At 48.5% G+C, this 25,361-nt stretch carries 17 protein-coding genes; 11 read left to right on the forward strand and 6 right to left on the reverse strand.

Annotated elements, in window-relative coordinates; all coding sequences use genetic code 11:
- Positions 1-67: 67 nt before the first annotated feature.
- A complete protein-coding gene (locus MWG26_RS08685) occupies positions 68-514 on the reverse strand; it encodes a CYTH domain-containing protein (RefSeq protein WP_025655641.1) in 447 nt (148 codons plus the stop codon).
- Positions 515-655: 141 nt separating this feature from the next.
- Here MWG26_RS08685 and MWG26_RS08690 point away from each other — a divergent pair, with 141 nt between their 5' ends.
- From MWG26_RS08690 to ytvI, 7 genes are all read left to right on the forward strand, one after another.
- The gene (locus MWG26_RS08690) at positions 656-1,204 is read left to right on the forward strand and encodes a DJ-1 family glyoxalase III (RefSeq protein ID WP_025655642.1); all 549 of its coding nucleotides are present in this window, start codon (positions 656-658) and stop codon (positions 1,202-1,204) included.
- 184 nt (positions 1,205-1,388) lie between these two features.
- Positions 1,389-2,675, forward strand: coding sequence for a trigger factor (tig, locus tag MWG26_RS08695; RefSeq protein WP_025655643.1), 1,287 nt, complete (start codon positions 1,389-1,391; stop codon positions 2,673-2,675).
- Positions 2,676-2,769: 94 nt separating this feature from the next.
- The gene (gene clpP / locus MWG26_RS08700; RefSeq protein ID WP_025655644.1) at positions 2,770-3,351 is read left to right on the forward strand and encodes an ATP-dependent Clp endopeptidase proteolytic subunit ClpP; all 582 of its coding nucleotides are present in this window, start codon (positions 2,770-2,772) and stop codon (positions 3,349-3,351) included.
- 24 nt (positions 3,352-3,375) lie between these two features.
- Positions 3,376-4,647, forward strand: coding sequence for an ATP-dependent Clp protease ATP-binding subunit ClpX (gene clpX / locus MWG26_RS08705; protein ID WP_117441028.1), 1,272 nt, complete (start codon positions 3,376-3,378; stop codon positions 4,645-4,647).
- A 94-nt stretch (positions 4,648-4,741) separates the two neighbouring features.
- Complete coding sequence (gene lon, locus MWG26_RS08710) at positions 4,742-7,093, forward strand: endopeptidase La (RefSeq protein WP_117441027.1); 2,352 nt, start codon at positions 4,742-4,744, stop codon at positions 7,091-7,093.
- Position 7,094: 1 nt separating this feature from the next.
- Positions 7,095-7,697 carry a ribosome biogenesis GTP-binding protein YihA/YsxC gene (gene yihA, locus MWG26_RS08715; protein WP_025655645.1) on the forward strand — a complete coding sequence of 201 codons (603 nt, stop codon included), beginning with the start codon at positions 7,095-7,097 and terminating at the stop codon, positions 7,695-7,697.
- A gap of 2 nt (positions 7,698-7,699) precedes the next feature.
- A complete protein-coding gene (ytvI, locus tag MWG26_RS08720; RefSeq protein WP_025655646.1) occupies positions 7,700-8,818 on the forward strand; it encodes a sporulation integral membrane protein YtvI in 1,119 nt (372 codons plus the stop codon).
- A 150-nt stretch (positions 8,819-8,968) separates the two neighbouring features.
- On the opposite strand, the gene MWG26_RS08725 is transcribed toward ytvI, so the two are convergent.
- Together MWG26_RS08725 and MWG26_RS08730 are read right to left on the reverse strand one after the other, a co-directional pair.
- Positions 8,969-9,472, reverse strand: coding sequence for a hypothetical protein (locus tag MWG26_RS08725; protein WP_025655647.1), 504 nt, complete (start codon positions 9,470-9,472; stop codon positions 8,969-8,971).
- 75 nt (positions 9,473-9,547) lie between these two features.
- Positions 9,548-10,924, reverse strand: coding sequence for an MATE family efflux transporter (locus MWG26_RS08730; RefSeq protein ID WP_025655648.1), 1,377 nt, complete (start codon positions 10,922-10,924; stop codon positions 9,548-9,550).
- Positions 10,925-11,165: 241 nt separating this feature from the next.
- Between MWG26_RS08730 and MWG26_RS08735 the strand changes: the two genes are divergently transcribed.
- Positions 11,166-11,483, forward strand: a complete 318-nt coding sequence (locus MWG26_RS08735; protein ID WP_025655649.1) for a DUF6951 family protein — start codon at positions 11,166-11,168, stop codon at positions 11,481-11,483.
- 534 nt (positions 11,484-12,017) lie between these two features.
- On the opposite strand, the gene uvrA is transcribed toward MWG26_RS08735, so the two are convergent.
- Complete coding sequence (gene uvrA, locus MWG26_RS08740; protein WP_025655650.1) at positions 12,018-14,864, reverse strand: excinuclease ABC subunit UvrA; 2,847 nt, start codon at positions 14,862-14,864, stop codon at positions 12,018-12,020.
- 45 nt (positions 14,865-14,909) lie between these two features.
- Positions 14,910-16,898 (reverse strand): excinuclease ABC subunit UvrB, encoded by a 1,989-nt coding sequence (gene uvrB, locus MWG26_RS08745; RefSeq protein WP_025655651.1) that lies wholly within the window; start codon positions 16,896-16,898, stop codon positions 14,910-14,912.
- A gap of 420 nt (positions 16,899-17,318) precedes the next feature.
- Here uvrB and MWG26_RS08750 point away from each other — a divergent pair, with 420 nt between their 5' ends.
- Entirely contained in the window at positions 17,319-18,590 is a 1,272-nt protein-coding gene (locus MWG26_RS08750; protein WP_025655652.1) for an ABC transporter substrate-binding protein, read from the forward strand.
- Positions 18,587-21,946 (forward strand): response regulator, encoded by a 3,360-nt coding sequence (locus tag MWG26_RS08755; protein WP_330639540.1) that lies wholly within the window; start codon positions 18,587-18,589, stop codon positions 21,944-21,946. Before MWG26_RS08750 ends, MWG26_RS08755 begins: the two co-directional genes overlap by 4 nt.
- A 138-nt stretch (positions 21,947-22,084) precedes the next feature.
- Here MWG26_RS08755 and MWG26_RS08760 read toward each other — a convergent pair whose 3' ends face one another.
- Positions 22,085-23,461, reverse strand: a complete 1,377-nt coding sequence (locus MWG26_RS08760; protein WP_240285741.1) for an MATE family efflux transporter — start codon at positions 23,459-23,461, stop codon at positions 22,085-22,087.
- A gap of 820 nt (positions 23,462-24,281) precedes the next feature.
- Between MWG26_RS08760 and mreB the strand changes: the two genes are divergently transcribed.
- Positions 24,282-25,271, forward strand: coding sequence for a rod shape-determining protein (mreB, locus tag MWG26_RS08765; protein WP_025655654.1), 990 nt, complete (start codon positions 24,282-24,284; stop codon positions 25,269-25,271).
- The last annotated feature ends 90 nt before the right edge of the window (positions 25,272-25,361 follow it).

The following is a 25,361-nucleotide window of genomic DNA, read 5'->3' on the forward strand; positions in this document are numbered from 1 at the left end:
GCAAATAGATATTTTTGCCGCGAAACGTATATTCGATGTAAAAAGCAACTTTTCGTTGCCATCTGTTTTATCGGCTTAATATGCTGTTGTGGTACCTGGAGGAGAAGGTGACATCTTCCCCGAACCAGGATGGCGCCTGGAAGGAGACGGCGGTTTCCTCATCTGGAAATTCAACTTCAGCCAGAATCAGCGGCTCCAGATCGCCGTGAAAAAGATCCAGCTCAATAGTAAGTCCGTTGTCCAGCGGCAGCATATAGCGTGTCTTCTGGATCAGCCGTCCGTCAATTTTTGCTTTCAGGTGCTGATAGGCCTCTGACGTCAGGGGGAGGTTGTATTCCTCGCGTACCATCAGCCCTCTTGATTTATAGGTGAGTACGTAGTCTTCGTTGTCTCTCCGGATGCGCACCACGGGTTCTGTACAGAGATAGCCCTGCTCGATCTGCCGGCTTGGATACTCTTCCAGGCGGCAGGGAATGTTGTCTTTATCGATCAGATATTTGCGTTCGATTTCCATAAAGTGCTCCTTATCATTTTTTTATTATCATAATACTGCGTGTAAAAATTGTAAACCATTGCATTTCCAGACTTCATTTGATACACTGAAATTGCGCTGAAAATGCAGACAGTAAAGTGTAATTTGAAGGAGGAATCAGTGATGAAGGATGTAAAAGTATTTCTGGCGGACGGCTTTGAAGAAATCGAAGGACTCACCGTTGTGGATCTGCTCCGAAGGGCGGGGGCTGCCGTCGATACAGTATCCGTAACCGGATGTTCTGTGATCAGCGGTGCCCATGGAATCAAGGTGGAGGCAGATATTCTGTTTGAAGAGGCAGACTTTTCCGGGACAGATATGCTGGTACTGCCGGGAGGCATGCCGGGTACAGTGCATCTCCAGGAGCATCCGGGGCTGAACGGGCTTCTCAGGGACTTTTACGGCAGGGAAAAATATATTGCGGCAATCTGTGCGGCGCCGAGTATTCTGGGAGGACTTGGATTTCTGAAAGGACGCAGGGCATGTTCCTACCCCTCAAAAGAGAAGGAACTGACCGGTGCGGAAGTGGTACGGACACCTGTGGCAGTGGATGGAAACATCATAACGAGCCGTGGAATGGGTACTGCCATACCATTTTCCCTGGAATTGATTTCCTTACTGTGCGGGGCTGAAAAGTCAGACGAAGTCAGAGCGTCAATCATATTTGGGTAAAAAGTATCCAAAAGGCTTAAAAAACCCCGAAAAATAAGGAATAACAAGTAAAAAGTACTGGAAATTTACTGACGAATGTGCTATACTCCTTTAATGACTGTGAATGTATATTATCAGGTACGGAACCGCCTGACTGATACAAAACTGCATGACGAATGGTACGAATCAAGGAGGAAGATAAAAAATGAGTTTACAGGTAGAAAAGTTAGAACATAATATGGCGAAACTTACAATCGAAGTTCCGGCCGAGGAAGTGGAGCAGGCTCTCCAGGCATCATACTTAAAACAGCGCAATCAGATTAGTATGCCTGGTTTCCGCAAAGGAAAAGTGCCGAGACAGATGGTTGAGAAGATGTACGGACCGGAAGTGTTCTATGATGATGCGGCAAACAAGCTTGTTCAGGAAGCCTACGCAAAAGCTTTTGATGAGTGCGAGCTGGAGCTTGTGACACCGCCGGATATCGATGTTGTACAGCTGGAAAAGGGAAAGCCGTTTATCTTTACTGCAGAAGTTGCAGTAAAGCCGGAAGTGACCCTTGGCGAATATAAAGGATTAAAGGTAGATAAGATATCCACCAGAGTTACCGCAAAAGAAATCGATGAAGAGATCGACAAAGAGCGCGAGCGCAATGCGAGAACTGTCGATGTGACAGACCGCGCAGTGGAGGATAACGACCAGATCACACTGGATTTTGAAGGATTTGTTGACGGAGTGGCATTCCCAGGCGGAAAAGCACAGGATTATCCGCTGGTTATCGGATCCGGATCATTCATCCCGGGATTCGAGGAGCAGTTGATCGGCGCTGAGATCGGCAAAGAGATGGAAGTCAATGTGACATTCCCGGAGGAATATCAGTCAGCAGAACTTGCTGGAAAAGATGCTGTATTTAAATGTACAGTGCATGCAATCAAGGCAAAGGAGCTTCCGGAACTGGACGATGAGTTTGCTTCTGAAGTATCCGAGTGTGAGACACTGGAAGACTATAAGGCAGAAGTAAAGAAAAAGATCAAAGAGCGCAAAGAACGCGAAGGAAAAGAAAAGAAAGAGAATCAGGTAATTGATATGGCTGCAGAGAATGCGCAGGTAGACATTCCAGAAGCGATGATCCAGATGAAGATGAGAGAGATCTTAGGGGAATTAGAACAGCGCATCCAGCAGCAGGGCCTGAGCATGGAGCAGTACCTTCAGTTTACGGGTGTGTCAAAAGAGGGTATGCTTGCGGAGTTAAGGCCGGAGGCAGAGAAGCGTATTAAGACGAAACTGGTTATGGAAGCAATCGTAAAAGCTGAGAATCTTGAGACATCCGAGGAACGTCTGCAGGAAGAACTGCAGAAGATGGCGGATGCTTATGAGATGGAAGTTGAGAAACTCAGAGGCTTCATGGGAGAGAATGAAAAGAAGCAGATGGAGGATGGCCTTGCCGTACAGGAAGCCATTAAACTGCTGGTAGCTTCTGCTGTGGAAGAGTAAATGAATGGGCTTTATGACTGAGCAGAGATAACCCGGTGACTAGCCCGGCACCTGTCGGGCAGTCCGTATTCAAAAATTATTAGGAGGGACATCAATGAGTTTAGTACCTTATGTCATTGAGCAGACGAGCCGTGGAGAACGTTCCTACGACATATACTCAAGATTATTAAAAGAAAGAATCATTTTCCTTGGAGAAGAGGTAAATGATGTGTCGGCAAGCGTAATTGTTGCAGAGCTTCTTTTTTTGGAAGCGGAGGATCCGGATAAGGATATCCAGCTGTACATCAACAGTCCTGGTGGTTCTGTAACCTCAGGAATGGCAATCTACGACACCATGCAGTACATCAAGTGCGACGTTTCTACCGTGTGTATCGGTATGGCGGCAAGCATGGGGGCATTTTTGCTGTCAGGCGGCAAGAAGGGCAAACGCTTTGCGCTTCCTAACGCCGAGATTATGATTCATCAGCCGTCAGGCGGAGCACAGGGGCAGGCAACTGAGATTCAGATTGTAGCAGAGCATATTCTGAAGACACGCCAGAAGTTGAACCAGATACTGGCCGAGAACACCGGACAGAGCCTGGACGTGATCAAGGTCGATACAGAGAGGGACAATTATATGTCGGCTCTGGAGGCTAAGGAGTATGGATTAATAGATGAGGTAATTGCCAGTCATTAAGGGCAATATGAGGTGAAAAGCATTATGGCAGGAAAAGTAAGCGATGATACAGTGAGATGTTCTTTCTGTAATAAGACGCAGGCGCAGGTGCGTAAGCTGATCGCAGGTCCGAACGGAGCATATATCTGTGATGAGTGCATTGACGTGTGTGCCGAGATTATTGAGGAAGAATTCGAGTACGATGAGATAAGAGCGTTTGATGATATTAATCTTCTGAAGCCGGAGGAAATAAAGACATTTCTGGACGAGTACGTAATCGGACAGGATGAAGCAAAGAAAGTCCTTTCAGTAGCTGTATATAATCATTACAAGCGGATTATGGCAGAGCAGGATTTAGGAGTGGAGCTGCAAAAGAGTAATATACTGATGCTTGGGCCGACTGGCTGCGGTAAAACGCTGCTTGCTCAGACTCTTGCGAAGATTCTGAATGTACCATTTGCTATTGCAGATGCCACGGCATTAACTGAGGCCGGTTATGTGGGAGAGGATGTAGAGAATATCCTCCTGAAGGTGATTCAGGCCGCGGATGGAGACATTGCCCGCGCAGAGCACGGCATCATCTATATCGATGAGATCGATAAAATTACAAGAAAATCTGAAAATCCGTCCATCACACGTGACGTATCCGGTGAGGGAGTACAGCAGGCACTCTTGAAGATTATCGAGGGTACTGTTGCATCGGTTCCCCCCCAGGGGGGGAGAAAACATCCCCATCAGGAATTGATACAGATTGACACGACAAACATCCTGTTTATCTGCGGCGGAGCGTTTGAGGGGATCGATAAGATGATTGAGACCCGTATCGATAAGAAGTCGATTGGATTCAATGCGGAGATTGCATCCAAGCATGAATACAATGTCGATGTGCTGCTGCATCAGGTATTGCCGCAGGATCTGGTAAAGTTTGGACTTATACCGGAGCTTGTCGGACGTCTGCCTGTGACGGTGACCTTGGATATGCTGGATGAAGAGGCCCTGATCAGGATACTGACAGAGCCGAAGAGTGCAATTGTGAAGCAGTATCAGAAGCTGCTGGAATTAGACGGCGTTAGGCTTGACTTTGATGAGGATGCCCTCTACGCAATCGCAGAGACATCTTTTGCAAGAAAGACAGGAGCCAGAGGCCTTAGGGCGATCATGGAAGATATTATGATGGACACCATGTTTAAGGTGCCGTCTGATGATACGATCAAAGGATGCCGTATCACAAAAGAAGTGGTGAAAGGGACGGGAAAACCATTGTATGAATGCGATGGTGAAGAACGCAGATCGTTCCTGGCATCGGAGAGTGCATAAGAAAGACAGGCGGGTGCAGTGGTATACCATGTATCCGCCTTTTCACATGCACATAAAAAGCCGGTAAGGCAGTTTAGTGGGTGGAGGAGATAATATGAAAAGTGAGAAACAGAGCCTTCCGATGGTTGCGCTGCGTGGTATGACTATCATGCCGGAGATGGTGGTGCATTTTGATGTAAGCCGCCAGCGTTCAATAGCGGCGATCCAGGAGGCTATGGTAGAAGATCAGAAGATTTTCATGATAACGCAGAAAGATCTGGAGACTGAGAATCCAAAGCAGGAGGATCTTTATGAAGTAGGAACCGTAGGAACGATCAAACAAATTATTAAGCTGCCGAAGCATATCATGCGGGTACTCGTTTCCGGGGAGACGAGAGGCGTCCTGCAGAAGATTGAATACGAGGATCCCTATCTGCGCGCGGAAGTGGATGTTATGGACGAATCCGATGTGCTGATTAGAGATGATTTGAATGCACAGGCCATGGAGCGCGGCCTTAAAGATATGTTTGTGGACTTTGCGGCAAAGAGCGGGAAGATGTCCAAAGAATCAGTGGCTCAGGTTCTGGAGATTAAGGGGCTGAAAAAGCTGGTCGATGAGATCGCGGCCAATACTCCGCTGTTCTATACAGATCTTCAGGAGATTCTGAATGAAACGGATTTTTGGAAGCGTTACGAGGCACTGGCCTTTAAATTGGTGAATGAAATACAGATTATGAATCTGAAAGAAGAGATCCAGATGAAAGTAAAGGAGAGGGTGGATAAACACCAGAGAGAATATATTCTCCGGGAACAGTTAAAACTAATCCGGGAGGAACTGGGTGACGATACAACCCTCTCGGATGCTGAGGAGTTTGAAAAAGCGGCGAAGGGGCTGAAGGCTCCCAAGGAAGTGAAAGAGAAGCTGGCTAAGGAAATCAGCCGTTTTAAAAGTTCCCTGAACAGTCCTGCAGAAAGCGGCGTCATCAGGACCTACATCGAGACGCTGCTGGAAATGCCGTGGAATAAGTCGGTGAAAGACAGCGGAGATATCGAATTCGCCCGGAAAGTGCTGGATGAGGATCACTACGGTCTGGAGCAGGTAAAGGAGAGAGTGCTGGAGTTTCTGGCCGTGCGTTCCCTGACCAAAAAGGGAGAAAGTCCGATTCTGTGTCTGGTGGGCCCGCCGGGAACCGGTAAGACCTCGATTGCCAAGTCCCTTGCAAGGGCGCTGAAAAAGCCTTATGTCAGAATTTCCCTGGGCGGTGTGCGGGATGAAGCCGAGATCCGCGGCCATAGAAAGACATATGTGGGAGCTATGCCAGGCAGAATCGCGAATGGGATGAAGAGCGCAGGCGTGAAAAATCCGGTTATGCTGCTTGACGAGATCGACAAAGTAAGCACCGATTATAAGGGCGATACATTTTCTGCTCTCTTGGAAGTACTGGACAGCGAGCAAAACAGCAAGTTCAGGGATCATTATCTGGAGGTGCCGATGGACCTGTCAGAAGTGCTGTTTATTACGACGGCAAATACACTGCAGACCATACCGAGGCCGCTTCTGGATCGTATGGAAGTGATTGAAGTGAGCAGCTACACGGAGAACGAGAAGCTCCACATTGCCATAGAGCATCTGATTCCAAAACAGCTGGAGAAGCATGGATTGAAAGAGGAGCAGCTGACTTTCAGTAAGCATGCGATCTGGAAGATGGCACGCAACTATACTAAGGAAGCCGGTGTCAGACAGCTGGAGAGGGAGATCGGGAATATCTGCAGAAAGGCTGCTAAGGAAATACTGACAGTAAACAAGAATAAGATCACGATAACAGAGAAGAATATTCATAAATATCTCGGAAAAGAAAAATATACGTATCAGATGGCAAATGTTTCGGACGAGATCGGTATTGTACGCGGCCTGGCTTGGACAAGTGTGGGTGGTGACACGCTTCAGATTGAAGTGAACGTCATGCCGGGAAATGGCGAGATTATGCTGACAGGGCAGCTGGGTGACGTGATGAAGGAATCGGCGCGAACAGGGATCAGCTATATTCGTTCCATCAGCAGGCGGTATCAGATTGCGGAGGATTTTTTCGAAAAGCACGATATCCATGTACACATTCCAGAGGGGGCGGTTCCAAAAGACGGCCCTTCCGCAGGAATTACTATGGCAACGGCTATGCTTTCTGCCATTACGGAACAGAAAGTCCGGGCAGATCTGGCCATGACCGGCGAAGTGACGCTGCGCGGCCGGGTGCTTCCGATTGGAGGACTGAAGGAGAAACTGCTTGCGGCGAAAAACGCGGGGATAAAGACGGTGCTGATTCCAAAAGAAAATAAAATAGATGTGGATGGCCTTTCCACCGAAATCACGAAGGGCCTGGAGATCCTGCCGGTTGAAAGTATGGATGAGGTACTGAAGGCGGCCCTGACCGGGGAGACGAGCGGGGATAAGCCACAGACAGGAGTATAGAATGGTAATCAAAAACATTAATTTGGAGACAGTCTGCGGGATCACAAGCGTGCTTCCGGACAATGACAAGCCGGAGATCGCGTTCGCAGGGAAATCTAATGTAGGAAAATCTTCGCTGATCAATGCGCTGATGAACCGAAAATCCTATGCGAGAATATCCGCTACACCGGGTAAAACACAGACGATTAATTTTTATAATATCAACGAAGAGATGTATCTCGTAGACCTGCCGGGCTATGGCTATGCAAAAGTCTCAGAAAAGGAAAAGGTACAGTGGGGAAAGCTGATTGAGCGTTATCTGAATGGATCCACCCAGCTGAAGGCCATTTTTCTGCTGATTGATATCCGGCATGAGCCTTCTGCTAACGATAAGATGATGTACAGCTGGATTGTGGAACAGGGATTCCAGCCGATCATCATTGCCACAAAGCTGGATAAACTAAAGAGAAGCCAGATTCAGAAGCATGTGAAAATGGTAAGAGAGGGCCTTGATCTGGTTCCAGGGACGAAGATTATTCCGTTCTCCTCAACCACAAAACAGGGCAGAGATGAGATTTGGGAGCTCATAGAAAGCGAGTATTTAGACAGAGCAGAGGTGGAGTAGATATGGAGAACAGACGGCCGTACTGGCAGGTGGCTGTAAGCCTTGTTTTTAGTCTTGCGGCGACAGCGGCTTTTGTGTTTATTGGAATAAAATCAATCGGATTTTTTATGCCGTTTGTCATCGGCTGGATAATATCGGCGATTGCCACGCCCGTAGTGAACTGGCTGGAGAAAAGATTGAAGATTGTGAAAAAGCTGGGTTCGGCCCTGATTGTAATTGTAGTGCTGGCATTGATCGTACTGCTTATTTACTTTGCCGTCAGCAAAGTATCTGCGGAGATCGGGGATCTGATTAAAAATTTTCCGGATCTTTACGCCCAGCTGGAAGTAGGCCTGCGCGAGATCGGGAGCACACTGTCGGGAGTATTCTCGAAGCTACCGGCGGGTATACAAAACGGTTGGAATGCTGTTGTTGCAAACCTGGATCAGTCGATGGGCGAGCTGGTGAGTAAGATCAGCCAGCCGACGGTAACTGCAGCGGGCAACTTTGCAAAGAGTCTGCCGTCCTATCTGATATCCTTTATTGTGGCGATGATGTCGGCCTACTTTTTTACGGTTCAGAGAGAAGAAGTGATCCTATGGCTGAAAAAGGTTTCCCCTCCATCGGTAGAAAAGCGGATGAGCCTTGTCATGGACAATCTGAAATATGCGGTGGGCGGATATTTCAAGGCGCAGTTCAAGATCATGGGAATTGTATTTCTTATCCTGTTTGCAGGACTGGGGATGTTCGGCGTACATTACGCCATCTTGATTGCGTTTCTGATCGCATTCCTGGACTTCCTGCCCTTTTTTGGTACGGGTACAGCCATGATACCGTGGGCCTTGTATAAGCTCCTAACGGGGGATTACAAGATGACGGCGGCGCTGCTTGTAATCTATGTGATCACCCAGCTGGTGCGCCAGCTTCTGCAGCCGAAACTGGTAGGGGACAGCATGGGACTGAACCCGCTTGTGACGCTGCTGCTGCTTTATATTGGATACAAGGTGAGCAGCGTACTGGGGCTGATCCTGGCAGTGCCGATCGGAATGGTACTGATAAACATGTGCCAGGCAGGGGCCTTTGATTATATATTCGATGATGTAAAGATACTCGTGGAGGGGGTGCTGGGGCTGCGGGAGTAGGGGGCGTTATGTTCGCCTGCCAGCGGTTCTGGTATCAGGCACACACTTCTCCTGTGCCTGATACCAGAACCGCTGGCAGGCTGGGCGCATCCGGTAAGGAGATGCGGCGGATCAGGAGGTGGTTTAAACGGATGATGGTTAAGACTGATTTTATGTTCTCGGAGAGAATTGGGTGTTTTGAGTGGAGATTTTTATTAGTGGGGTTACGGATATGGCTCCGGAGATGTCTATGTTTTCTACTTCCGGAGGGTAGGTCAGGCTGAAGGATAGGCGGGCTTCTTCGGTGGCAGCTGCGTTGGTGGTGAAGCTTCCGGCGGCGGAGGTGTTGCGGGAGCCGCTGCCTGCGGGGGCAAGGAAGGCATAGAGCAGCTGCAGGGTTCCGTTAATTCTGGGAACGATCTGCATGTAATTGTCTGGCTCTGTGGTGGCAAGAAGCAGATAGTTAATTAGGTATAGATAGCCGGGGGCCAGAATGATTTCGGTGTTTCCGTTCAGGTGTATCTGAGTGCCCTCCTGGAAAATGGGGATCATAGGCAGGTTTGAACCTGACGGCGGACTAGCCTGTACGCCGTACTGGGCATAAAAATCGATTCTTCCCTTGGGCGGTTCAGGCGGACATGGTGGAATTGGCGGTGGACAACAATTTGGTCTCAAATTGATACACTCCTTATCTTTCTTATATAATTAGTATATTGATAAGACAGGAGAGTGTGACGGGGAAGCGATGGTTTACAAGCCGTATCGGCGATTTCCGCTCTTTTTCACGTGGTGCAGGCTGTACATGCAGAACATCAGCCAAATGGGCAGAATGATGCCTTTCAGGACACTGGAGATACTGATACTCCACCAGATCCCATTCAGCTTCAGTACGCTGGCCGAGAGGACGGCTGCCAGTGGAATCCGAAGTGTGTTGAATATGATTCCGGTCAGAGAAGGCGGCAGTGTTCTGCCCAGTCCCTGGAATGCTCCGGCGGATGCGGCCTCTGTGCACATAAAGAGCTGTGAGACAGCCAGAATGCGCAGGTAGTCTGTGCCCATTGGGAGGATGTCTGTTTCCGGGATGAAGACGCGGAACAGGATTTCCGGGAAAAGAAGAAGCGCAAGAGTCGTAAAAAGACCCCAGGTGCACATGATTTTGAGTGCGCTGAAGTAGCCTTTTCTGACACGGTCATTTTTACCGGCGCCATAATTCTGCGCGGTAAATGCATTGACTGCACTGCCAAATCCCTCCGCGGTCATCCATGAGATGGATTCAATCTGGCTGCCGACTTTCTGGACTGCAACGGCTGCATCGCCCCAGCCTGCGATCATTCTCGCAATCAGCATGGAGATGCCGGTGAAAATCAAATTCTGGACGGAAGCGGGAAGACCCACAAGCAGAATTTCCCTCATGCGTTTTACGGCAGGCCGCTGCAAAATACGGACTTTTGAAAAGATCAGAGCATCCCTCCGGATACGCAGGATATAGATTGAGAACACCATTACCTGTGCAAAAACAGTGGCTGCTGCGGCACCCTTTACACCGAGACGGGGCAGCGGCCCAGGGCCGAATATCAGAACCGGGTCGAGGACCAGGTTGATAACAAGCCCGATCGTTGTGGACCAGAACGTGATCATACTATTTCCCATGGCCGTCAGAAGCCCTGTGAAAATTTGGTTGATAAAGTTAAATACAATTCCTCCACAGGTGACCGCCAGATACCAGCGGGCGTCCAGAATCACTTCCGGGCTGTTGAGGCGGAAAAAGCCAATCAGTGGTCTATTAAATATCACGGATATGACGCCGTAAAGAAGTCCAAAGAGCAGTCCCATCTGTAGGGAAGCCGTGGCATACTGCACCGCCTTTTCCTTTTTACCGGCGCCCAGAGACTGGGCCGTAAGCACCTGTCCCCCCATCCTTGCAAGCATGGTAATTCCAGCGGAAAGCCAGATATACATGCCGGCTGCGCCAACGGCTGCAACGGCATTACTGCCAATCCGTCCGATCCAGAGCATATCGGTCAGATTATAGGCCATCTGAATCAGCGAAGTCCCCATAATGGGAAGGGCCAGCCTGGCCAGAGACCCGGCTATCGGGCCATTTAACAAGTCAATTCCTTTTTTCATTCTATGATTTCCCCTAATGAAGCAGTTAATTTTAACAGTTGTAGATACAGCAGTATCCATGTGTAATTCTGAACAGTTATAAACAGCGGTAATATTATAACATGGAATGATACGATATGACAGAGGAAAACCAGGAATCAAATTACCTTACCATGAAACAGAATAAGAATTGACTTCCCGGTAATCTCAGGCCTATAATAGTCGTATTACAACTACATATAAAGAAAATGGAGGCGTTACTATGACAAAGGTATTAATTCAGCCAGGACCATGCGGACTTGACACACAGGTAGAAGCAACTTCAGAGGACGGGATGGAGGTACAGGTAAAGATTACATCTGGCTGCGAATCCATCAATAAAATGACAGAAGAATTAGGTGATACATGGGACGCCTACGAAGTCTGTCTTGGAAAGCCGGGAACCGGCCCTCTCTACGATTATGCAGCAGAAAAACTGCCGGGCCATGCATCCTGTCCTGCCATAGCGGGAATCATCAAATGCATCGAAGTAGAATGTAAACTGGCACTCCCAAAAGATGCATCAATCACATTTGTTTAGGGAGTGAGGTTTTAACGAATGAATGGGAGGACGCTGTCCGGAATCGCGGCAGTCCTCTTTGGGATGCGGCTTTGCGGCGTAACAGCCGCTAATCAAAATGAAAGCCAGCATTATGGACACCGCCGACAAACACGGGTATGCCGATGCATACCCGCTTGAGTCGGCTTATTCGCAGGACTGGAAGTCCTGCGAATAGTCCATATGCTGGCTTTCATTTTGATGTAGCGGCTGTAACACCACAAAGAAGCATCCCAAAGAGGACTGCCGCGATTCCAGACAGCTGGTGCATCCGGCCGGTAGAAACATCTTCCCTCCTCGGGAGAAGCTCAGAACGGGAGCTACGGATGTTGTCTGAATGTCCGGTAAGTGTAACATACAATAAAGTGATAATACCTAAACCTATAGATCATATATCCGCAGACCCATTCCCGTCCGCCTTCCCCGTCTGCGGCTCCTCCGGGAAGGGGGGCAGCCGCCTTGATGCACCCAGCCTGATTGAAATGTGGAGGAGGATGCCCTGTTCACCGCATTCTCTCAAACCCTATTCAGCACTCCTTTGATATATTTACCTGTGTAGGATTGTGGATTCTCAGCGATTTCTTCCGGTGTTCCGGTTGCGACTACGGTTCCGCCTTTGTCGCCCCCTTCCGGTCCTATATCGATGATGTAATCGGCAGTTTTGATGACATCCAGGTTGTGTTCGATAACGATGACGGTGTTGCCGTCTCCGGAGAGCCGCCTCAGGATTTCGGTCAGTTTGTGGACATCGGCAAAGTGGAGGCCGGTTGTTGGTTCATCCAGGATGTAGACTGTCTTTCCTGTGCTGCGTCTGCTCAGTTCGGACGCCAGTTTGATCCTCTGGGCTTCACCGCCCGATAATTCAGTGGAGGGCTGTCCCAGGCGGATGTAGGAAAGGCCCACATCATTGAGGGTCTCCATCTTTCTCCGGATGCTTGGAACATGCTCAAAGAACTGCAGGGCCTCCTCTACGGTCATATTGAGGACGTCATAAATGGTCTTTCCTTTGTATTTAACTTCCAGAGTCTCGCGGTTGTATCGTTTGCCTCCACAGACTTCGCAGGGGACGTATACGTCCGGAAGGAAATGCATCTCGATCTTTAGGATCCCATCCCCGCTGCAGGCCTCACAGCGTCCGCCCTTGACGTTGAAGCTGAAACGCCCCTTTTTGTAGCCGCGCGCCTTGGCGTCGGGGGTTGATGCAAACAGATCGCGGATCAGATCGAAGACTCCGGTATAAGTTGCAGGATTGGAACGGGGAGTACGCCCGATTGGGGATTGATCGATATCGATTACTTTATCGACCTGATCCAATCCTTCGATGCGCTTGTGTTTCCCCGGGATTGTCCTTGCACGGTTGAGTTCCTTGGCCAGTTTTTTGTAAAGGATTTCGTTTACAAGAGAACTCTTACCCGAACCGGAAACACCTGTCACACAGGTCATAATTCCAAGTGGAATGTCTACATCAATATTTTTCAGGTTATTCTGCTGTGCACCGATAATTCTGAGGTATCCGGCAGGCTGTTCTCTCTTTTCGGGAATCGGTATTTTGATCTTGCCGCTCAGATAGGCTCCGGTGATGGAGTTCTTGTTTTTCATGATTTCCTGCGCGGTTCCGACGGCGATCACTTCTCCGCCGTGCTCGCCTGCGCCGGGGCCTATGTCCACGATGCAGTCGGCGGCCAGCATGGTGTCCTCATCGTGCTCTACGACAATCAGAGTGTTGCCCAGATCCCGGAGATGCTTCAGCGTGCCAAGAAGCTTATCGTTGTCCCGCTGATGCAGTCCGATGCTTGGCTCATCCAGAATGTAGGCGACGCCTACCAGGCCGGAGCCGATCTGGGTAGCCAGGCGGATCCTCTGGGCCTCCCCGCCGGATAGAGAGGCGGTTGCCCTTGCCAGTGTCAGGTAATCGAGTCCCACATCCATCAGAAACTGGATCCGGGCCTTGATTTCCTTGAGTATCTGCCCGCCGATCAGCAGCTGTGTCTCGGTGAGCTGCAGTTCGTGTAAAAACTCCTGCAGTTTATTGATGGACAGAGCGGTAACGGCGGCGATATTCTGACCGCCAACCGTAACGGCCAGAGCCCCCTTTTTCAGACGCTGCCCTCCACATTCGGAGCAGGGGGTGATATTCATAAAAGTTTCGTATTCTGCCTTCATCGTGTCCGAACCTGTCTCGCGATAACGGCGTTCCACATTCTTTAGAAGTCCTTCAAAGGCCACATCGTAGACGCCTTCTCCGCGCTGTCCTTTATAATATACCTTTACAGACTTTCCGTTTGTTCCGTGGATCAGGATGTCATGCACTTTCTTTGAATACTGTTCGAAGGGAGTATCTAGATCAAACTTATATTCCTTGCAGAGAGCATCCAGAATCGCCCTGGTAAAACTGGATTTGTCCGTACAGGACTGCCAGCCGATGACTGTGATAGCCCCCTCGCTGATACTGAGCGACGGATTGGGGATGATCAAGTCCTCAGCAAATTCCATCTTATATCCCAGGCCGAAGCAGACCGGACATGCGCCGAAGGGATTGTTGAAGGAGAAGCTTCTAGGCTCAATCTCTTCAATGCTGATTCCACAGTCCGGGCAGGCAAAGCTCTGGCTGAAATTCATTGCTTCTCCCCCGATGATATCAACAGTCAGCAGGCCTTCTGCAAGGCTCAGTACACTTTCCACGGAATCTGTCAGGCGTTTCTCGATACCGGGTTTTACGACAAGACGGTCCACGATAATCTCGATGTTATGCTTAATATTCTTATCCAGGGTAATTTCCTCGGATAATTCATACAGGTTTCCGTCGATGCGTACACGCACGTAGCCGCTCCTTTTTGCCCGTTCCAGGAGCTTGGTATGGGTTCCCTTGCGGCCCCTGACTACCGGGGCCATAAGCTGGATTTTTGTTCCCTCGGGCAGGTTCATGACCTGATCCACCATCTGGTCCACGGTCTGCTTCATAATCTCTTTGCCGCATTTGGGACAGTGGGGGATACCGATGCGCGCGTAGAGAAGACGAAAATAGTCGTAGATTTCCGTAACAGTTCCAACTGTAGAACGGGGGTTGTGATTGGTTGATTTCTGGTCAATGGAAATTGCGGGAGAAAGCCCTTCAATGCTCTCCACATTAGGTTTTTCCATCTGGCCCAGAAATTGCCTTGCGTAAGAGGAGAGCGATTCCATATATCTGCGCTGGCCTTCCGCATAAATCGTATCAAATGCAAGGGAGGACTTCCCGGAGCCGCTGAGTCCGGTCAGAACGACGAGTTCATTTCTGGGAATGTCCAAATCTATATTTTTTAGGTTGTTTTCATTTGCGCCGCGTATCTTAATGTACTTTCTGGCGTCCATTTTTTTGCCCATTTGTTATCCTTCCTGTTCCTTCTAAAATGTATTTATAATGCTCTGTCAGTCGTCCATATCGTTCAGGACTTTCTTGAGCTCCACCAGCTTATCTCTCAGCTCAGCAGCGGACTCGAAGTTCAGTTCTGCGGCAGCCTTTTTCATCTGTTTTGACAGGTCTCCAATTAATTTTTCCAGTTCTTTCCTGCTCATCGATTCCGGATCTTTTTCCATCCGCAACTCCTCTGCGGCAACTTTCTTGGAAATACTGATCAGGTCACGTACAGATTTACGGATCGTCTGCGGTGTGATTCCATGCTCCTCATTGTACTTCATCTGTATTTCGCGGCGGCGCTGCGTCTCATCCATGGCTGTCCGCATGGAATCTGTTATGGTATCTGCGTACATGATGACATGCCCCTCTGCGTTACGCGCTGCCCGGCCGATCGTCTGGATCAGAGAGGTGCCGGAACGCAGGAAGCCTTCTTTATCCGCATCCAGGATCGCCACCAGTGTGATCTCGGGAATATCCAGCCCCTCCCTCAGAAGGTTAATGCCCACGAGTACATCAAATACATCCAGACGCATATCCCGGATGATCTCCGAACGCTCCAGGGTATCGATATCGGAGTGCAGGTATTTGACACGGATACCCACCTCGCGCATATAGTCGGTCAGGTCCTCGGCCATTCTTTTTGTCAGTGTGGTTACCAGAACCTTATTCTTTTTTGCAACCTCCTTATTCACTTCTCCGACCAGATCGTCGATCTGCCCCTCCACCGGACGGACCGTGACCTCGGGATCCAACAGCCCTGTGGGGCGGATAACCTGCTCTGTCCGAAGCAGTTCGTGTTCTTCCTCATAAACACTCGGCGTGGCAGATACAAATAAAACCTGATTGATCTTGCTTTCAAATTCTTCAAAATTGAGCGGACGGTTATCCTTTGCTGAGGGCAGCCGGAATCCGAAGTCCACGAGGGTTGACTTGCGCGACTGGTCGCCGGAGTACATGCCGCCGATCTGGGGAATGGTCTTGTGGGACTCATCTATCATGATGATAAAATCATCAGGGAAGTAGTCAATCAGCGTGTAGGGCGGCTGCCCGGGAGCAAGCCCGGCCAGATGGCGGGAATAGTTTTCAATGCCGGAACAGAATCCGGTCTCCTTTAGCATCTCAATATCAAAGTTTGTGCGCTCGGCAATCCGCTGTGCTTCCAGCAGCTTATCCTGGCGCTTGAATTCCTTAACGCGCTCTTCCAGCTCTGCCTCGATGGCGGTTACCGCGCGGGCGATATTCTCCTTGTCCACAACATAATGTGATGCGGGGAAGATTGCGATGTGCTTCAGCTCATCCTTGATCTCCCCGGTCAGGACGTCAATCTCGGTAATCCGCTCCACCTCATCCCCGAACCATTCGATGCGGATCGCGGTATCTTCGGAGTAAGCAGGGATCACCTCCAGAACGTCACCCCGCACCCGGAAGGTGCCGCGGTGGAAATCCATTTCATTTCTGTCATACTGTATCTCGATGAGTTTTGCCATGACTTCATCTCTGTCCCGCGTCATGCCCGGGCGCAGTGAAATCACCATGTTCTGGTAGTCCATCGGGCTTCCCAGTCCATAGATACAGGATACGCTGGCTACGATGATCACATCCCGCCGTTCCGCCAGGGCCATAGTGGCGGACAGACGGAGTTTGTCAATCTCGTCATTGATCGCCGAATCCTTGGCAATATATGTGTCTGATGAGGGAACATAGGCTTCCGGCTGGTAATAATCGTAGTAGCTTACGAAATATTCGACCGCATTGTTGGGAAAGAATTCCTTAAACTCACCGTATAGCTGTGCGGCCAGAGTCTTGTTGTGGGCGATGATCAGAGTGGGCCTGTTCAGCGCCTGAATCACGTTGGCCATGGTAAATGTCTTACCGGAACCGGTAACTCCGAGCAGAGTTTCAAATTGATTGCCCTCTTGAAACCCACGCACCAACTCAGCAATGGCTTGGGGTTGGTCGCCTGTGGGCTGATATTCCGATACAAGTTTAAAATGATCCATAAACCCGATACCTCCATATATAAACAATTCCCTAAAATTGGGAATTTCATACTCTCATAGTGTCAGATATGATTATAGCAGAGGATCTGGAAAATGTACAGTGGAAATCGAATGTTTGTTCTGTATAATTCCGAGGACATGTACCCGTTCTGGACGGACTGAACCGGTACGAATCCAGCCCATGGAAACTCGCCTTCGGTGAGGGGGAGAAAACATTGCAAAGAAGGCTGTTTATGGTATAATGAATGTTAGTGGGAAAAGCGTGCCTGCACATTTTTCAAACGGCGAATGGTGGCCATGAATCTCAGATTCATAATATCATGATACTGATTCGATATTAAATGGGGGTCATATTTTATATAAAATTATCCGTGCATGCTATTGACTGGCAATCGGAAAATGAGCGAAAGGACAGAAGATATGAAAAAAAGAATGATTGCACTGCTGATCCTTTCCGCCTTTATACTGTGCGCATTATCCGGATGCAAAGAGAACAGCAGAGTCGTAAACTATGAGGGGCAGGACGGAGAAACTACAACCATCACCTTTTTTGGGAATAAGTATGAACCAGAAAATGTTATGGTCATAGAGGAGATTATATCCGGCTTCATGACAGAGAATCCCGGTATCCGAGTTTCCTATGAAAGCCTGAAAGGGTCCGAATATTTTGAAGCATTAAGAAAACGGATGGCTTCCGGCAAGGGAAACGATGTATTTATGGTAAATCACGATATCCTGCTGGAGCTGCAGCATAAAGGGCAGGTGGCGGATCTGTCATCGCTCAGCGTGATCCCGGAGTATACCGGACAGATGCGCAGCCAAATGGAGGAGAACGGAGAAATCTACTGGGTACCTACCACGGTATCTGCGTTTGGGCTGTACTGCAACATGGATTTACTCAAGGAACACGGGCAGGAGGTGCCTCAGAATCTCGGAGAATGGGAAGAAGTGTGCGGCTATTTCAAAAACAGAGGGATTACACCGGTGATTGCCAACAATGATATTTCTCTGAAGACATTGGCCATTGGGTACGGATTTTACTCTGTCTATCAGGAAGAGCGGCAGGCAGAGGTATTTGCTCAGATTAACAGAGGTGAAGAGACGCTGAGCGGTTATCTGAGTTCCGGGTTTTCTATAGTGGAAAGTTTTATCCGGAAAGGATTTATTGACGGGGAAAAGGCACTTGATACGAAGAAAACCTCCGATGACCTGGAGGAGTTTATCAAGGGAGAATCTCCCTTTATGCTGACGGGTGCATGGGCGGCCGGGCGCGTCAGCGCGATGCAGCCGGAGTTCGGCTTTGAGGTACATCCGCTCCCGGTTTTAGAGGACGGTTCTCTGCTGGTGATCAATCCGGATACCAAACTGAGCGTAAATGCCGGCAGCGGGCATTTAGATGCTGCCATGAAATTTGTAGAGTATTTTACCAGGGCGGAAAATATTCAGAAATTCGCGGACCAGCAGTCTTCATTCAATCCGCTGCAAGGGAAGGACCAGGCACCGGCGCAGGAGATCCTGCCGCTGGTGTCCTGTTACAAAAGCGGGCGTACGGTGATAGGTACGGACGCATTACTGGATCTGCCGATCTGGGAGCTGACTACTGAAGCATCACAGAGGCTGCTTGCGGGAGAAGCGCTGGATACAGTCATGGATTGGATGGATCTGCAGGTGGAGGAGGACAGGATGCCTTGAAAAAGAATGAAGCAACAGAATCGAAAAAATCAAAATTGTTCATTGTGACCGCAGCGCTCGTCACAGGCGTTTTGCTCGGCACCATAACAGTATTTTTCGTAAGGACGGTACAGCGCCAGCTGTGGCAGCAGTCGATGGCTTCCATTATGGAGAGTACCCAGCAGGGACGCAACACGCTGCAGATCCAGCTACGAGGGGAATACGAAGTGATGGGAACCGTGGCATCGCATTTAAGGGAATATGCAGGTACGCAGGCCGCAGAACTGGACGAATATTTAAGGAATTACAGTGAGGTGGATACAGGAATCCTCCTGTATCTGGAGAATACAGCATGTTATCCGGATGATATGGGGATGGACGAAAACTTAACGGAAATACTTGAGAAGAATGACCAGAAACAGGGAATCATTGCCCCGCATATCAGCAGTGCTACTGGTGTCAATGTATTTAACCTGTTTGTTCAAGTGACGCTGAAAGACGGTACAAAAGGATATCTTATCAAAGAGTATGAGGTGGATCGGATCGTTGACACATTTACTGTTTCGTTCTATCAGGACACAGGCTTTTCCTATGTGCTGGATACAAACGGCAATATCCTCATCCGGCCGCCCCATCCCAACAGTAACAAAACCGTACAGAATCTTTTTGATATGCTGCAGGTACCTGAAAACAGCCAGACCGGGCTGGAACGTTTTACACAGTCGCTGAGGGAGGGGAAAACGGGATGGGCCACCTTTACCTATCAGGAGGAAAATACCGTTTTCTGTTATATCCCTTTGAAGCTGGATACCGACTGGTATTTGGTTTCCATTATCCCTTCTGCCGTTGTGAATAAGCAGACCAGCCAGATTATAATGCGTACATTTACCTTGATTGGCTGCATTATCCTGGGAATAGCCCTGTTGGTGCTGCTGTATTTTCGTTATGTAAACCGGGCGAACCACAGGCTCCGCAATCAGGCGGAGTATATCAGCCACCTGTATAATGCTGTTCCTGAGGGAATTCTCCTTACGACATCGGAGGAGCCGTACCGGTTTCTGCAGGTCAATGATGAGGGGCTCCGCCTTCTGGGATTTCCGGAAGGATCACCGAACGACACCCTGGAAGGTAAGAGTCTTCGCTGTATGGCACATTCGGAGGATTATGAAAGAGCGGTGCAGCTGTTTCAGGATACGGCATGGAATGGGCATAAGAACGTTTTTGAAATCCGGATCAGAAAAAAGAATGATTCTTACTTTTGGGCGACCGGAATTGTGGAAAAAACTCTGGATCAAAATGGTCATCCAGTGTTCATCATTGCCTTTCACGATATTACCGAGGAAAAGCTGGCGAAAGAAGAGGCTAAGCGCAGGGATCTGCAGGAGCGTTTAACACTGGTGGGAGCGATCTCCAATGCGTATCCTTTGATTATCAGCCTTAACCTGTCCCTTGATACTCTGAAGTTTGTGTATGTCAGGCCAGGGCTGATGCTCTCCATTGGAGAACAGCAGTCTTACAGCGAGCTGTATGCCGATATGGCGCCAGCCGTCCATGAAGACCATCGGGAGCATTTTAAGCAGCGTTTCGCGCCCGAGCAGCTTTTGGGCACCCTGGGCGGGGAAAGAGATGAAATCAGTGGGGAATATAAACACCTGCTGGCGGATGGGGAGTATCATTGGATTTCTACTCAGATCATAGAGGTAGACAATCCCTATTCCGAGGATAAACTGGCGATCCTGATTTCCCGGAGGATCGATGAGCAGCGATACGAGGAGGAACGGCAGCAGCAGACTTTAAAGAGTGCACTGGAAAGCGCTAGGGCCGCCAATGTGGCTAAGAGTCAGTTCTTATCAAATATGTCACATGATATCCGCACACCGATGAATGCGGTCATTGGAATGGCTGCGATCGCGGCCGCGCATCCGGATGATCCGGACAGAGTGACGGACTGCCTGAAAAAAATTGATATCTCCAGCAGGCAGCTGCTCAGCCTGATCAACGATGTGCTGGATATGTCGAAGATAGAGAGCAGGAAGCTGACGATCAGGGAGGAACCTTTTAATTTTGCCGAATTGGCAACGGATATCATAGAGCTTTTCAGGCCGCAGACGGCAGAAAGCCGGCTGAAGCTGGATGTGCATCTGGCAGGACTGAAGAACGAAGCAGTAATAGGAGATTCTCTTCGTATCCGGCAGGTTTATATCAATATACTGAGCAATGCGGTGAAGTATACGCCTTCGGGAGGGGAAATCCGTGTGGAAGTGCGGCAGAAAAAGGAGATTCATAAGGGATACTCCAGTTTTATTTTCTGTTGTTCTGACACGGGAATTGGAATGAGCGAGGAGTTCCAAAAGAGACTGTTCGAGCCCTTTGAGAGGGTACAGGATACTACCAGCAGCAGGATTGTCGGTACCGGACTGGGGATGGCGATTACCAAAAATCTGGTGGACTTGATGGACGGGGATATCCAGGTGGAGAGCAAACTGGGAAAGGGATCTGCCTTTACCGTAAGGATTCCGCTAAAGCTGCAGGCAGAAGAACCGGAGGCAGTCCCCAGGGAATGGAGCGGGGTACGCTGTCTGATTGTGGACGGCGACCCGCAGGTCAGTGAAAGCATGGTGGAACTGTTGGAAGACATGGGAATGCATGCCAGCTCTGCCGCCTCTGGGCGAGAGGCTGTTTCCTATGTTTTGCAGGCGAAGGAAACGAAAGATCCGATTCGGCTGGTGATACTGGATCTGGAAATGCCGGATATGGATGCGGGTGCTGCCGCACAGTGTATCCGGGACGCGCTGGGAAATGATATTCCTGCGATTGTCATGACGGCATATGATTGGTCGGGATTAGAGAGCGAAGCCCGCAGCTATGGGGCAACAGCGATTCTTACTAAGCCTTTTTACCGCAGGAAAATATCCGGTCTGCTTAGGAAACTAAGCGGGGATGAGGAAGTGACCAATCCGATGTTCAGTGGAACTGCCGGTGATTTCAATGGAAAACGTGTTCTGCTCGTAGAAGATAACGAAATAAATCTGGAGATTGCACGCACACTGATAGAAGAGAGCGGCGTCCAGGTGGAGGAGGCATATAATGGTGAGGAAGCTGTGCGGAAGGTATCGGAATCTGAGGAAGGGTATTATGATTTGATTTTCATGGATATCCAAATGCCGGTCATGGACGGATATCAGGCAACAAAGGTGATTCGGGCCCTAAACCGGGATGACGCATTGACCCTGCCGATTGTGGCAATGACGGCCAATGCGTTTCAAGAAGACGTATGCGACGCGCTAAAGGCGGGAATGAACGTACATCTGGCGAAGCCGGTTGACGTGGCGGAATTGGGTCAAATCCTGCAGCGATTCCTGGGGCAGAATATGTAATACTGCAGGTATCAATGTACTAAAATAGGGAACTGTGCACGATTTATTTTATGCAGCAGTTCCCTTTTTGACCGACAATGAAATGATCTGTTATTCTTCCATATTTATACAGGAACACAGGTAATTATAAAACGCTTATCAAGCAGCTTTTTTCGGTGCTGTCTTAGGATAATTGAAAATATTTTTCTTAACAATATTATAGTAAATAATACAAACAATAATTGTACTCGTTGTAGCAGTAGGTGTAGCCAGTGAAAGATGGAAAAGTGTTGCGCCTGCCATATGGCTGTAAATATAGGCAGCAGGTACACGCATAACCCATGAATCCCAGAATGCCTGGAAAAATACGAACTTTGTACGGCTGCAGCCATTGTAAAATCCCATAAAGCAGAATAAAATACCAACCTGTATACAGTCGACAGAGAATCCTTTCAGGTACTGTGCCGCAGCAGCGATTACGGTCTGGTCAGAAGTGAAGATCGAAGCCAGCACATTGCCGTGGAAACATACAAAATAAAATACAATAAGTCCTGTTACAACAGAGGTTCCCATGCCATAGAAGAGAGTTCTCTTTGCTCTTTCTGGTTTTTTAGCACCCATGTTCTGCGCAATAAACGCAGACATTGACTGCATGTATGAGATCGGTATCAATAAGACGAAGCTAACAACACGCCATGCAATACCGTATCCGGCCGCCATGATTAGTCCCATGCCGTTTGCAAATGTATTGACAGCAAGAAATGAAATCTGTGTAACGAGATCCTTCATTGCCACAGGTGTTCCAATGGAAAACATCTCTTTGATCTTTTCCTTATCAAACCGAATATGTTTTAACTTGAATACGAACGGCAGCTTTGTGAATCGGATAATAATAATTGACAAGATAAGGCTTATGGCCTGTGCAGCTACGGTAGCTATGGCTACGCCCTTTACTCCCATATCAAATACGGATACTAAAACAATATCACCAACAACGTTAATTACACAGGCGATAATAACGAAAACCAATGGAAGAATAGAATTGCCGATACCTCTGAATATACAGCTCAGCAGGTTATATCCGACAATAAAAACCAATCCTCCACAGCAAATCGATAAATACTGAACGGCAAAATCATGAGCTTCTACAGGCACGTTCATAGCGCTTACCAATGCTGGCGTTACAAAAACCATGATAATCGTTAGAATTACGCCAAAAACAGCAAATATGCTGATAGAAGCCCCCATAGATTTTGCGGCACTTTCGCCGTCTTTCTCTCCGATATAGCGCCCTATTGCTACAGTAACACCCATAGCAAGCCCTGTGACAACTACCTGAAGGAGATACATTACATTACCCCCCGAAGAAACAGCGGCACTTTCGGCAGGCCCGCAGTAACGGCTGATAACAATTAGGTCAACCGCGCTGTATAAAGCCTGTAAAAACATAGATATCAGAATCGGAAACGTAAACTTTAGAAATGGGGACAATATGGGTCCCGATGTAAATGAATTTGTTTCATTATTGTTGCTCATCTTTAAACCACTCCTCTCAATAAGTGCATAAGTACATGAATAACACAGATTTTGTTGATGCAGAAATAACCTTAAAAACAACCTTAAAAAATATACCCTAAGTATTGCTGCTTATCTTCAGCTTTGCTCTTTCTTTATGACGTCTACCAAAAAAGAGCCCTCGCGGACTGGGCTGGAGATCAAGCCGTTGCTTCTGCAAAACACCTGCTGGAGAGGCAGACAGCATACTTAAGATACAAGAGATACGAGTATCTGAATATTCTGAATATACATTCTTTTCCCCCTTACCTCCTTTGAATGATATTTATCATATGATATTTTTTATGTAAGATTATTTTATCATCCGGGTACCTGAACAAACAGTGAACAATGCACACGATTATTAATAAGAAAGCATAGAGGGCTGAGATTAACGCTTCAGATTATTTATTGAGTACTCTCGGAAACATTTATTTTAATTATTGCTGAAGCGCTGACATAAAAACTTTCGAATTCTGCATACTAAATAAGTATAAACAGAACCTCTTATATTTTAGGGTACTACATACCAGTATCATAAAATATAAAAAGGGTCGTATTTTGGCGGGTGTATTTTTACAATCCTTAAGAAATACTAAAAATACAAAAAAGGGGTTTCCATTTCTGGAAAAGTTTATTATACTATTGGTGCAAGTTGGGGAGAGACTGCACGGGGAAACAGAGGAATTTATCTAGACCAAGGCGTGTTTAAAAATATACTTGAAGAGAAATTTCTGCGGGGCAGAGGAGTACGAATGAGTGGAGATTAAGAGTAATATGGGTTGTGGAAGGGAGCGTAAATATGTCTGTAGATATCGGGATAGATTTGGGAACAGCCAGTGTACTGGTGTATGTAAAAGGAAAAGGGGTTGTGTTGAAGGAACCCTCAGTTGTAGCGTTTGACAGGGATACGAATGTTATCAAAGCGATCGGGGAGGAAGCGCGCCTGATGCTGGGAAGAACTCCGGGGAATATTGTGGCGGTGCGGCCGCTGCGCCAGGGGGTTATTTCGGATTATACGGTTACTGAGAAAATGATTAAATATTTTGTACAGAAATCGCTTGGAAAAAGGACTTTTAAGAAGCCGCGCATCAGTATCTGTGTGCCGAGCGGTGTTACGGAAGTGGAGAAGAAGGCGGTGGAGGAGGCCACGTTTGCTGCGGGGGCCAGAGAAGTACATTTGATAGAAGAACCGGTAGCGGCTGCGATCGGCGCAGGGATTGATATATCCAAGCCCTGCGGGAATATGATTGTGGATATCGGAGGCGGGACCGCGGATATAGCGGTGATTTCGCTGGGCGGTACGGTGGTCAATACTTCGATCAAGATTGCAGGGGACGATTTTGACGAGGCAATCGTGCGTTACATGAGAAAGAAACATAATCTGCTGATCGGTGAGCGCACGGCGGAAGATATTAAGATTAAAATTGGGACAACATATCCTCTTGTCGAGGAAGAGACCATAGAGGTTAGAGGACGGAACCTAGTGACAGGACTTCCAAAAACAGTCACGGTGACGTCTTCGGAGACTGAGGAAGCGCTGAGGGAGGCTACCGGACAGATTGTAGAGGCGGTAATTGCCGTACTGGAACAGACACCGCCGGAGCTTTCCGCGGATATTCTGGACAGGGGTATCGTACTGACCGGCGGAGGGGCCATGCTGCGCGGCCTGGAAGAACTGATTGAGGAGAAGACAGGGATCCATACAATGACCGCCGAAGACCCCATGAAGGTTGTAGCGATTGGAACAGGTCAGTTCGTAGAATTTATGAGTGGCAGGACTGACTTCTAAGGGAGGAAGCCAGGGTGGGACAGACTGCTTCAGACGGTGCAATGCGCTGTTGAAGGGGTCTGTCTTAACTTATGTTACGAAGGAGCCTGC

Origin of the sequence: Faecalicatena contorta (genome assembly GCF_022835095.1) — a bacterium.
In the GTDB taxonomy this organism is placed as follows: Bacteria; Bacillota; Clostridia; order Lachnospirales; family Lachnospiraceae; genus Faecalicatena; species Faecalicatena contorta.